At 63.0% G+C, this 9067-nt stretch carries 20 protein-coding genes; all 20 read left to right on the top strand.

What is annotated here, in order from left to right; genetic code table 11:
- The first annotated feature begins 15 nt into the window (after positions 1–15).
- The 20 genes from GHK24_RS03495 to GHK24_RS13485 all read left to right on the top strand — a co-directional run bounded on the left by GHK24_RS03495 (position 16) and on the right by GHK24_RS13485 (position 9059).
- Positions 16–549, top strand: a complete 534-nt coding sequence (locus GHK24_RS03495) for a hypothetical protein (RefSeq protein ID WP_153469142.1) — start codon at positions 16–18, stop codon at positions 547–549.
- Positions 546–1835 carry a protein rep gene (locus tag GHK24_RS03490; protein WP_153469139.1) on the top strand — a complete coding sequence of 430 codons (1290 nt, stop codon included), beginning with the start codon at positions 546–548 and terminating at the stop codon, positions 1833–1835. The genes GHK24_RS03495 and GHK24_RS03490 overlap by 4 nt, the downstream gene beginning before the upstream one ends.
- Positions 1836–1845: 10 nt before the next feature.
- Positions 1846–2013, top strand: coding sequence for a hypothetical protein (locus GHK24_RS03485; protein WP_153469136.1), 168 nt, complete (start codon positions 1846–1848; stop codon positions 2011–2013).
- Positions 2010–2162, top strand: a complete 153-nt coding sequence (locus tag GHK24_RS03480; protein ID WP_153469133.1) for a hypothetical protein — start codon at positions 2010–2012, stop codon at positions 2160–2162. Before GHK24_RS03485 ends, GHK24_RS03480 begins: the two co-directional genes overlap by 4 nt.
- Positions 2152–2454: a hypothetical protein gene (locus GHK24_RS03475; RefSeq protein WP_153469130.1), complete on the top strand. Its 303-nt coding sequence runs from the start codon at positions 2152–2154 to the stop codon at positions 2452–2454. Before GHK24_RS03480 ends, GHK24_RS03475 begins: the two co-directional genes overlap by 11 nt.
- Positions 2455–2462: 8 nt before the next feature.
- On the top strand, positions 2463–2930 hold the full coding sequence (locus tag GHK24_RS03470) for a hypothetical protein (RefSeq protein ID WP_153469128.1): 468 nt from the start codon (positions 2463–2465) through the stop codon (positions 2928–2930).
- Positions 2927–3565 carry a P-loop NTPase family protein gene (locus GHK24_RS03465; RefSeq protein ID WP_153469125.1) on the top strand — a complete coding sequence of 213 codons (639 nt, stop codon included), beginning with the start codon at positions 2927–2929 and terminating at the stop codon, positions 3563–3565. The genes GHK24_RS03470 and GHK24_RS03465 overlap by 4 nt, the downstream gene beginning before the upstream one ends.
- A gap of 138 nt (positions 3566–3703) precedes the next feature.
- Positions 3704–3832, top strand: a complete 129-nt coding sequence (locus GHK24_RS13775) for a hypothetical protein (protein WP_277986401.1) — start codon at positions 3704–3706, stop codon at positions 3830–3832.
- 138 nt (positions 3833–3970) lie between these two features.
- The gene (locus tag GHK24_RS03460) at positions 3971–4780 is read left to right on the top strand and encodes a major capsid protein P2 (RefSeq protein ID WP_153469122.1); all 810 of its coding nucleotides are present in this window, start codon (positions 3971–3973) and stop codon (positions 4778–4780) included.
- Between the two features lie 56 nt (positions 4781–4836).
- Positions 4837–5190, top strand: a complete 354-nt coding sequence (locus GHK24_RS03455; RefSeq protein ID WP_153469119.1) for a hypothetical protein — start codon at positions 4837–4839, stop codon at positions 5188–5190.
- 59 nt (positions 5191–5249) lie between these two features.
- Positions 5250–5465, top strand: coding sequence for a hypothetical protein (locus GHK24_RS03450; protein WP_153469116.1), 216 nt, complete (start codon positions 5250–5252; stop codon positions 5463–5465).
- Complete coding sequence (locus tag GHK24_RS03445; protein WP_153469113.1) at positions 5462–5863, top strand: hypothetical protein; 402 nt, start codon at positions 5462–5464, stop codon at positions 5861–5863. The genes GHK24_RS03450 and GHK24_RS03445 overlap by 4 nt, the downstream gene beginning before the upstream one ends.
- On the top strand, positions 5860–6339 hold the full coding sequence (locus GHK24_RS03440) for a hypothetical protein (RefSeq protein WP_153469110.1): 480 nt from the start codon (positions 5860–5862) through the stop codon (positions 6337–6339). The genes GHK24_RS03445 and GHK24_RS03440 overlap by 4 nt, the downstream gene beginning before the upstream one ends.
- Before the next feature lie 2 nt (positions 6340–6341).
- Positions 6342–6905: a hypothetical protein gene (locus tag GHK24_RS03435; RefSeq protein WP_153469107.1), complete on the top strand. Its 564-nt coding sequence runs from the start codon at positions 6342–6344 to the stop codon at positions 6903–6905.
- Positions 6906–6909: 4 nt separating this feature from the next.
- Positions 6910–7347: a tail fiber protein gene (locus GHK24_RS03430; protein ID WP_340666085.1), complete on the top strand. Its 438-nt coding sequence runs from the start codon at positions 6910–6912 to the stop codon at positions 7345–7347.
- 10 nt (positions 7348–7357) lie between these two features.
- Positions 7358–7690, top strand: coding sequence for a hypothetical protein (locus GHK24_RS03425; RefSeq protein WP_153469101.1), 333 nt, complete (start codon positions 7358–7360; stop codon positions 7688–7690).
- Positions 7687–8310 (top strand): glycoside hydrolase family 24 protein, encoded by a 624-nt coding sequence (locus GHK24_RS03420; protein WP_228384524.1) that lies wholly within the window; start codon positions 7687–7689, stop codon positions 8308–8310. The genes GHK24_RS03425 and GHK24_RS03420 overlap by 4 nt, the downstream gene beginning before the upstream one ends.
- Positions 8303–8566, top strand: a complete 264-nt coding sequence (locus GHK24_RS03415) for a hypothetical protein (RefSeq protein WP_153469098.1) — start codon at positions 8303–8305, stop codon at positions 8564–8566. The genes GHK24_RS03420 and GHK24_RS03415 overlap by 8 nt, the downstream gene beginning before the upstream one ends.
- Positions 8563–8874, top strand: a complete 312-nt coding sequence (locus GHK24_RS03410; RefSeq protein WP_153469095.1) for a hypothetical protein — start codon at positions 8563–8565, stop codon at positions 8872–8874. The genes GHK24_RS03415 and GHK24_RS03410 overlap by 4 nt, the downstream gene beginning before the upstream one ends.
- A 20-nt stretch (positions 8875–8894) precedes the next feature.
- Positions 8895–9059, top strand: a complete 165-nt coding sequence (locus GHK24_RS13485) for a hypothetical protein (protein WP_194286365.1) — start codon at positions 8895–8897, stop codon at positions 9057–9059.
- Positions 9060–9067 lie beyond the last annotated feature (8 nt).

Below are 9067 nucleotides of genomic sequence, written 5' to 3'. Positions count from 1 at the left end.
TCGATCTACAAGACCATGCCCGGCTGCGACGTCTACGACATCGATCGTGACGCGCGCACCTACGCCGGGCCGCTGCCCGTCGTCGCGCATCCGCCGTGCCGTGCTTGGGGCCGTCTGCGCGCCTTTGCCAAGCCGCGCGAGGATGAAAAGGCGTTGGCCTTCTTTGCGATCGATGCCGTTCGCCAGTTCGGCGGCGTGCTCGAACATCCGGCGCAGTCGTCGCTATGGCCTGCCGCTGGCCTGCCGCTGCCAGGTAAAGGGTTCGACCAGTTCGGCGGCTTCACTTTCTGCCTTGATCAGCACTGGCTCGGGCATCGAGCGCGCAAGCGCACTTGGCTCTATGTCGTCGGCGTCTCGCCATCAATGCTGCCGGCCTTCCGACTGCGCATCGATCAGCCTTCGCACGTGATCGCGACGAGCAGAAAAAAGAACAGAAATGCTTACCCGGAGTGCTCGAAGGCAGAGCGCGAACACACGCCGGCCGAAATGGCCGCATGGCTCGTTTCCGTCGCCGCTTCGTGCGCCGTCGACCGGAGGGTTGCGGCATGAGCGCGGCCGTCTCTGCGGGCGCCGGTCGCCCTCTCGGTATCTACACGAAATCCCTACACGCGGGCGGCGCGGCAAAGACGAAATCGCCAGCCGCGACGGCGGGGCGCTACGCCCTCCAGCGCACCGCGCAAGGGCTGCTCTGGCAGAAGGGCGTCGAGTGGAAAGAGCAGCACCGCACCTGTTGGTGCTGCCGGTCGCTCAAGCGCGAAAGCGGTAGCGTCGGCGTCTTCCGCAACGCGGACGGCAGCGGTAGCAGCCTCACCGGCCTGAACCGTTGCGGTGAAATCTGGACGTGCCCAGTATGCGCGGCGCGCATCTGCGAAGAGCGGCGCCGAGAGTTGTCCGCCGGCATGACGGCGCACGTCGGAAACGGCGGTGCGGCCTACCTCTTCACGCTGACCTTTCCGCACGAAGCTGACCACGACCTCGGCGAAATGCTTGAGCGCTTCGCCAACGTCCGCCAGCGCATGCAGAACTCGCGCACCTGGAAGCGCCTGATGCAGCAAGCCGGCTGCGTCGGCCGAGTGTCGGCGCTCGAACTGACGATCAGCCAAGAGAACGGCTGGCACCCGCACGTCCACATGCTCGTGTTCGCCAAGGCCGGCGGCTTGGGCGAGGGCGCTCCGATCAACGAACATGGCGACCTCGACAGCCCGGAGATAGCCGAGCTTCGCTTGCAGTGGGTGAATCTGCTGCTGAAGGTGGGCTTCGGCGACCGCTCGAAAGTCACCGACATGATGAAGCACAGCTTCAACGTGCGCGGCGGAACGAAGGCGGCAGAGTACATCGCAAAGTATGGCCGGGATGAGCGCTGGGGCGCGTCGTCAGAAATGACGGCCAGCTACCAGAAGACCGGCGCGGCCGGCGAGCGGCAAGGTCTGATGCACTTCACGCCCTTCCAGCTGCTCACATGGGCCGGCAACGGCGACGCGTGGGCGGCGTGCCGCTTCCGCGAATACGCAAAGCACATCGCAGGCAAGCGCGCGATCACGTGGACGCCGGGACTCAAGAAGGCGCTCGGCGTCGACAGCGACCGCACCGACGATGAAATCGCCGCCGACGATTCGCGGCTGCCGGAACAGATCGAAGTCGGCGAACTCACCACCGAGCAATTCCAGACCGTCCTGCGCCGCGCCCGCTTGCCCGACTTCATGCGGTACGTGGCCGACGCAACGTGTCAGGCCGACATTGACGACTACGTCAATGCCATCGCATCGATAGCGCCGACCAACAGCGGCGCCGTCGTCATCCGTGGCGCCTTCGCTGGCCGCTACGCCATCAACTAGGAGGAAAACCGTGAAAGAACAGTTGCGATCCGTCCGCGAAAAGATCGAAGAGGCGCAGAGCCGCATCCCGCAAGACTCTGGGTGGGATTTGATCAAGCTCGCCCTGGGCGAACTGGAAGAACTCGAAAGCCGGCTCGATGCCGCCGCCGCCAAAAATGAAGAGGAACTGACGGCATGACCGCCGACCAGTGCGTACAGAAGGCCGTCGCCGAGTGGGAGAAGGCGCCGGTGCACATCCGGCTCGTCGCTGCCCAGTACATGGAGCCGGTGCTGGCCGCACTGGTCGCCCTCAACCGAGAAGTGAAGGAACTCCAACATGGCAAGTAACGCAATCGGCTTTTACCGCTGCCCCGCATGCGGCAGCGAGCGCGCGCGTGTGAGCGTAAGCAAGTCTCAACTGGCCGTCGTCACCTGCAACCGCTGCCACTGCCAAATGTTCGCCCGATCCGAACTGTCGGACGAACGCATCCGCGAGAAGATCATCAAGGCGCTTGAAGAACCGGCGCCGACGAATACCACCCCGCCGCCCGCAGCACGCTCGGCGGCGCCGGCTGAAGTGCCGCCGGCGCCGCCACCCAGGGCGCCGGAGAAGACGCGCAACGCGTTCGACATCTACTGAGGCCAGCCATGGAAACCGATCAAATCGAAGCGATCATCGAAACGGCGGCAGACGGCCAAGCGGACGCCGAGGCGCAAGCCCAAGCCGACGCCGCTGCTGCCGCGCCGATAGTTGATCCAGTCGACGAAACCCGCGCGCTCTTCGGCGTCGTCGTCGCCATGGCCTCGCCGCTGCTTCCTTACCTGCCGACGATCTACACCGAAGACAAGCTCACTAAGCTGGCGAGTGCATATGTTCCTGTCGCCGCGAAGTATCAGTGGAACGTCGGCGGCTGGCTGGCTCAGTACGGCGCCGAGATTGCCCTTGTTGGCGTAGCCCTGCCGCTGGCCGTGCAAACGGCGAAAGCGCACAAGGCGTTCATGGCCGAGCGCACAGCAGAGGACGAGAAGAAAGAGCAGGGCGACAAGCCGGCACCGACTGCTGCCGCCCCGGCGTTGCCGATCAGCGACACCGGTGGGCAGCTGATGCCGGCATGAGAAAGCGCACATCAGGCGCCCCGGCGCTCGCCCGAATCATCGCCGTCATCGGCGCCTCCGGGTCTGGCAAAACCGAGTGGATCAAGCGACAACTCAAAGCCGGCCGACCAAGCCGGCTTGTCGTTTGGGACGCCAAACCGACCAGCGACTACTCCGCATTCGGCCAGGTATTCACCAGCATCAGCGACCTTGGCCGCGCCATGCTCGCCGCCGGAAAATCGGGCGAACTTCGCGCCATCTTCCGCCCCGGATTTGAGCCGACATCATACAAAGAGAAGTTTGACCGCCTGTGCCGCCTAGCCTTTCACTGGAAGAACTGCACGCTGGTTGCCGAAGAGCTGGCGACAGTCACGCGCGCCGGCTGGTCGCCGCCGGGCTGGCTGCTCTGCGTCACGCAAGGGCGCAGCGAAGGGCTGACAATCTTCGGCATCAGCCAGCGCCCGGCGCTGATCGATAAGACCATCATCGGCAACGCAACGCTGATTCATTGCGGCCGGCTGCAAGGTCGCAATGACCGCAAGGTAATGGCAGACGAGTTGGACTGCGATCCCGACGAGTTACGCAACCTGCAACAGCTGGAGTGGATCGAGCGCGCCGACACCGGCGAAACGCGGCGCGGCCGGCTGGAGTTTTAAGGGCTATGTAGGAGCTACATGCTATAGCTGTAGGAGCTACGTAGCTCTTTTTACAGGGGATTGTATGAGGCGGCGCCAGGTGTGAATCTGGCGCCGTTTTCATTTTTAACTCACCCCAACACCACCGGAGCCTAAGACATGTCCCTGCCGATTCCCTCGACGGACGCCATCATGAAGGGCGTCATCATCACCGCAATCTCGCTGGTCATTATCAACTTCGCCAAGCCCTACCTGCCCGATCAGGTCAAGAGCCTCCTGAGCGCCTAACCATGAACGCCTCCACCATCAAAGCCGCCGCGATGAGCGCCGTCACCGTGCTCGCCGCCATCTACATCTTCCGCAAGCTGCCCATTACCTCGTCGCTCGTCGACACCGCCCTGAACGGCTAACAGGAGTCCGCCAAAAATGATCATTCAGCAAATTCCCCCGTTCAATAACGTCGTCAATACGGGCGTTGCCACGGTGAAAATTCCGAAGTACGCATTGACGCTGACGCGCCTCGTTCTCGTCCTTGGCGGCACCACGTTTACGAAGGCGATGATCACGGATATCAAGCTCAAGCTCGGCGTCCGCACCGTCTACAACATCACTGGCACGTTCCTCGACCGCATCAACAAATATAAAGGGCTGTTCGACGACGCGAACCACCTGACTATCGACTTCACCGAGCGTGACGCGCCGACGTTGCAAGGCAAGGAACTGGGCGGCTACGACCTCCCGAACCTCGACGATATGACCGTCGAAATCACCATCACCGGCGCCACCGCGCCGACGCTGACTTCCTTTGGCTACTTCACCGCGAGTCAGGGTAACGACGTTATTCACAAAATCCTCTACTTCCCGACCAGTTCCAACGTCGCAGGCAAGTTCCCCGTCAACTTCAACCCCATGGGCGCGCTGGTCAAGCGGGTGCATTTCTTCTACGCCGGCACCTCGTTTTCCGGCGCAACGCCCGGCAACCTGAACCGCCTCGAAGTCAAGAAAAACGGCCTCGCAATCTGGGATTTGGGCTGCTACGACGCTCGTTTTTCGCAGCAGGAATATCGCAAGGTTCCGCAGGCTAACACCTACGTATACGACCCGATCGTTGATAACAACCAGTCGGGCGTGCTGGTGACGGCTGATGCCAAGTCGCTGGAGTTCAACACTTTCCTGACGGCGGCAGATTCGATACAGGTGTACGTTGAAATGCTCGACAAGCCGAACAACGCCTAAGCCACCGCGCGGAGCCAAAAGGCGAGGGCGCTCCTCGCCTTTTTTTGGAGCAAAAAATGAGCAACGACCTGTACGGATTCAACCTTACCAAGCCGAGCGACTTTGGCCTGAACTACTCCGGCATGGATAGCTCTCCAAGCTACTACGTTGACGACCCGCTGCCGTCCTTCGGGTCTGACAGCACAACTTCCTCGTCTTCCGGGGGCGGTATCAACTGGGATTCAATCATTAACAACGGTTTCCCTCGGATGATCGATGCTATCGGCGGCGTTGTGAAAGCGAACAACACTCAGCCTGTCGTCATCAACGGCCAGCGACTTCCTAACGGGCAGATCGTGAACAACACGTCGCTTAACTCGCTGCTGCCGCTACTGCTCGTCGGCGGCGTCATTCTCCTGCTGGTGAAGTAATGGCTGGAGAAACCGCTGCTGTCTCCCCGAAGGGAGCCGACCCATGGAGCGTCGGAATCATGGCCGGATCGCAAGTGCTCGGCGGAATCCTCTCGCCAAAGTCTGCGCCGTCGAGCGCCCGCGCCGATCAGACCTCAATAACATCGCTCGACTTCTCTGGCTGGAACGTCGCAACGCACGGCTCTACGGCCAACTCGGCGAAGTCAATCAACTGGCTCTATATCGGCCTCGCCGCTCTGGCCGCTTACGCCGTCTGGAAGAAGTCGCGTAAATGAGCGCCATCACCCTGCGCCCTGCCTCCGCTGCTGCCGTCCGCGCGCTGCTGGCTGGCCTCGACGCGCCGAAAACAGATACATCGGGAGGCCTGTCGTCGCTCGATGATCTGTTGGCCGGTGCCGAGTGCTACCACGTCGACGACGAGGCCGGCCAAGTAGGCGCCTTCGCGCTGGTGCGCGAGCGCATGACCGGCGGCGACATTGTGTGGATCAGAGCGGGCAGGGCGGTTCGCTCGCCCGTCGATCTGACGGCAACCATCGTGCCGGCCATTGAAAACGCCGCGCGCGCCTCTGGCGCCGCCGCCGTGCATATCCAGACGCGCCGCCGTGGGCTTGTCTCCAAGCTCGCGCAGCAGGGCTATCAGGTGCGCGGCATCATCCTTGGGAAAACGCTATGACTACCCGGCAACAGCTTTACGCAATCGGCGAGCCGTTCGGCGACTCGGCCACCGCTGCAAAGATCGGCGGCGGATACCGTTGTGGAGGCGGGGGCGGCAGCAGCAGTTCGTCAGCCAATACGACCACAACCAACACAACTGATAAGCGCCTCGTCGTCGATACCGGCGTTGGCGTCTCGTCCGATTCTTCGACCGTGAATGTCTCCGTGCTGGATCAAGGCGCTATCAATGGTGCTATCGACCTCGCGAAAACAGGCACCGTCAGCGCCTACAGCGGCATCGACAAGCTGCTCGGCTTCGCCAAGGACGTGCTCGAACTCGACAAGCAATCGCAGAAGCTCGTCGCACAGTCGGCTGAAAACGTCGGCTCTGCCTACAAAACCGCGCAGGACGCCAGCAGCGGCCAGCGCTTCATGGTCGCCGGCGGAATGATCATCGCCGGCATCGTCGCCGTAAGCGCACTTAAGAAAGGCTGATCGTGCAGACCTACCAACAAACACTCACCGCCGGCCAGCAATGGCGACTCGGCGTACCCGGCAGCTACTTCCGCGTCCTGTCGCTTGCAAACCCGGTATCGATAATCTTCATGCGCCACGGCTCGCCGGCCTTCACCGCAACGAACGTTCTCGATGGCTTCTGGAGTCAGCCGGATGGTGGATTTGATGAAGTAGTTATCACCAGCGCCACCGCGCAAGATGTCCAGGTGGGCATCACCTCAGGAAACGCCGGCTACGACCGCGCCGCCGGCTCAGTCGCCATCACCAACAGCACGGGCAACGCGACGCAGACCACCGCCAACGTCACCAACGCCAGCACGCAAATCCTCGCTGCAAAGCCGGGGCGCCGATATCTGATGGTCCAGAACAATGACGCGGCCGGCGTCGTGTATCTGTTCTTCGGCGCCGGCCCGGCCACCGCCGCCAACGGCGTGAAGATCGCACCGGGCGGCAGCTACGTTGCGGAAGGCTGGTGCCCGGCGAATGCCGTGCAAGCCATCGGCAGCATCGCCAGCAACGCCAACGTCGTCATCGTCGAAGGCTGACGCCGTGGGTATCTCAACGCCGCCGCCGGATCGGCCGCTCTTCGTCTGGGAACTGACGGCGACGCCGCCCTACGGCTACATCAAAGCCAACGGCGCACTGCTGTCGCGCACGGCGTACGCGTGGCTTTTCAACCGGATTGGAACGACGTACGGAGCCGGCGATGGCTCGACGACGTTCTCTATCCCTGACCTGCGCGGAGAATTTCTGCGCGGCCTCGACGACGGCCGAGGCGTTGATACCGGGAGATTGATCGGTAGCGCGCAGTCAGGAGCTATCCAGTCGCACAGTCACACACTGCCAATACAGCTAGTGCAGTGCAGCAGCGGCAACGCGAATATGACGGCAATTTCCGGTGGGCCAATAAACTCGGGCGCAACTGGCGGCACCGAAACGCGCTCCCGCAACGTCGCCGTGCTGCCCTGCATAGCCTACATGCCCTGACAGGTAAATCATGGAAAACATCAGCGAACCAACACTGCCGGCGCCACCGGTCTATCACTACGACGGCGACACCGGCCTCTACACCGGAGCAAGCCGTGCCGATCCGTCGCCGCTTGAGCCGGGCGCATGGCTCGTGCCCCGCCACGCCACGCTTGAAGAGCCGCCGGCAGAAGTGCCGTCTGGCTTCGCCGCATTTTTTCGTGCTGGCGCATGGAGTGTTGAGCCAGTCCCGGAGCAAGACGACGACCTAGACGGCCAGCAAGACGCGCCAGAAGGTTTCGAGCCGGAACCGGCCAAACCAGGCTACTTCCGCCGTCTGCTGGCCGCAGTGGTAGGCAAATGAGTCTGCGCGGCGCGCTGATCGGTCTTGGCGTCGGCGCCATTCTGCTGATGCTATGGCAACGCGCCGCCAACGCTGCCACCGACGAGACAAGCACCGACACCAGTGCAGACGGCATCGACTGGGGCGGCATGTGGGACTCCGCCACCGATTTTGTGAACAAAAACATCGACATGAACGACAGCAACCTGCAAGCCTTCCTCGCCTTGATCCGCAACGCCGAAGGCACCGCTGGCCGCGACGGCTACCGCACGCTCTTCGGCGGCGGTCTCTTCGACGACTACAGCGACCACCCACGCCGCAAAGTCACCGCCACGCTTGGCGGACGCCAGATCACCTCCACCGCTGCCGGCGCCTACCAGTTCCTTGCCGGCACGTGGGACGAGGCGAGGGCGGCGCTGTCGCTGCCCGACTTCTCGCCGGCCTCGCAAGATCAAGCCGCCGCATGGCTGATCCGCCGTCGCGGCGCGCTCACTGACGTTTACGCCGGCCGACTCGATACCGCACTCGCAAAGTGCGCGAAAGAGTGGGCCAGCCTCCCCGGTTCGCCCTACGGCCAGCCGACCATATCAAGCGCAAAAGCGCGTCAACTCTTCGCCGATGCCGGAGGCACCTATGCCTAAAGACCTCACCACCATGCTCGCCGTCGCCGCTGCCGTCGTCGGCGTCGGCTACGTCCTCACCAACAAGCGCAGCTCCAGCAGCAGCGGCGGCAGCATCATCGGCCCGCTGCCGGTCTCTGGCTCCCCCGACCAGATTTTCAGCGGCGCCCCCTATGGAGACGGCATTGGCGGGCTTTACTACCGCAACGGCCAGCTGATCTACGCCCCGTCGACGGGCGTGCGCGGCTTCACCTCCATCACCGGATTCGAAGCATGAAAACCTCTGCCATGCCGCTGCTTGCCGGCGCCGCCATGGGCCTGCTCGCGCTTTACCTGATCACACGCTGGCAAGCCGCCAGCATCAACACCGGCGATATTGCGTCCGGCATCGGAAAGGGAGCGATCGATGCTGCCGCCGGAGCCGTGACCGGTACCGTCATCGGCATCGGCGAAGTCGTCGGTATTCCGCAGACCAATAAAACCCAGTGCGAGCTAGACCTTGCCGCCGGCCGTCTCTGGGATGCCTCGTTCAGCTGCCCGGCTGGCACTTTCCTGTCGGGCGCATGGGCCAACCTCACCAAATAACTCAACCCGGAGCCACCACCATGAAAAACGTACTCGCCCGCCTTCGCGAACCATCCACTTGGGCCGGCCTCGCCGCGCTCGCCGCACTTTTCGGCGCACCGCCGGAGCATATCAACGCAGTAACGCAACTCGGCGTCGCCGCCGCCGGGGCTGCTGCCGTCTTCCTGCCGGAACAGCGGGGGTAGCATGGATG

The sequence above is a fragment of the Rhodocyclus gracilis genome, assembly GCF_009617575.1.
GTDB lineage: Bacteria > Pseudomonadota > Gammaproteobacteria > Burkholderiales > Rhodocyclaceae > Rhodocyclus > Rhodocyclus gracilis.
The sequence above is the reverse complement of the archived record's forward strand: the minus strand, read 5'-3'. Positions and strand labels throughout refer to the sequence as shown.

Excerpts from the sequence above, each read along its gene's own strand:
- GHK24_RS03495 (WP_153469142.1), top strand. The coding sequence starts at position 16 with ATGCCCGGCTGCGACGTCTACGACATCGATCGTGACGCGCGCACCTAC.
- GHK24_RS03490 (WP_153469139.1), top strand. The coding sequence starts at position 546 with ATGAGCGCGGCCGTCTCTGCGGGCGCCGGTCGCCCTCTCGGTATCTAC.
- GHK24_RS03480 (WP_153469133.1), top strand. The coding sequence starts at position 2,010 with ATGACCGCCGACCAGTGCGTACAGAAGGCCGTCGCCGAGTGGGAGAAG.
- GHK24_RS03475 (WP_153469130.1), top strand. The coding sequence starts at position 2,152 with ATGGCAAGTAACGCAATCGGCTTTTACCGCTGCCCCGCATGCGGCAGC.
- GHK24_RS03470 (WP_153469128.1), top strand. The coding sequence starts at position 2,463 with ATGGAAACCGATCAAATCGAAGCGATCATCGAAACGGCGGCAGACGGC.
- GHK24_RS03465 (WP_153469125.1), top strand. The coding sequence starts at position 2,927 with ATGAGAAAGCGCACATCAGGCGCCCCGGCGCTCGCCCGAATCATCGCC.
- GHK24_RS13775 (WP_277986401.1), top strand. The coding sequence starts at position 3,704 with ATGTCCCTGCCGATTCCCTCGACGGACGCCATCATGAAGGGCGTCATC.
- GHK24_RS03460 (WP_153469122.1), top strand. The coding sequence starts at position 3,971 with ATGATCATTCAGCAAATTCCCCCGTTCAATAACGTCGTCAATACGGGC.
- GHK24_RS03455 (WP_153469119.1), top strand. The coding sequence starts at position 4,837 with ATGAGCAACGACCTGTACGGATTCAACCTTACCAAGCCGAGCGACTTT.
- GHK24_RS03450 (WP_153469116.1), top strand. The coding sequence starts at position 5,250 with ATGGCCGGATCGCAAGTGCTCGGCGGAATCCTCTCGCCAAAGTCTGCG.
- GHK24_RS03445 (WP_153469113.1), top strand. The coding sequence starts at position 5,462 with ATGAGCGCCATCACCCTGCGCCCTGCCTCCGCTGCTGCCGTCCGCGCG.
- GHK24_RS03440 (WP_153469110.1), top strand. The coding sequence starts at position 5,860 with ATGACTACCCGGCAACAGCTTTACGCAATCGGCGAGCCGTTCGGCGAC.
- GHK24_RS03425 (WP_153469101.1), top strand. The coding sequence starts at position 7,358 with ATGGAAAACATCAGCGAACCAACACTGCCGGCGCCACCGGTCTATCAC.
- GHK24_RS03420 (WP_228384524.1), top strand. The coding sequence starts at position 7,687 with ATGAGTCTGCGCGGCGCGCTGATCGGTCTTGGCGTCGGCGCCATTCTG.
- GHK24_RS03415 (WP_153469098.1), top strand. The coding sequence starts at position 8,303 with ATGCCTAAAGACCTCACCACCATGCTCGCCGTCGCCGCTGCCGTCGTC.
- GHK24_RS03410 (WP_153469095.1), top strand. The coding sequence starts at position 8,563 with ATGAAAACCTCTGCCATGCCGCTGCTTGCCGGCGCCGCCATGGGCCTG.
- GHK24_RS13485 (WP_194286365.1), top strand. The coding sequence starts at position 8,895 with ATGAAAAACGTACTCGCCCGCCTTCGCGAACCATCCACTTGGGCCGGC.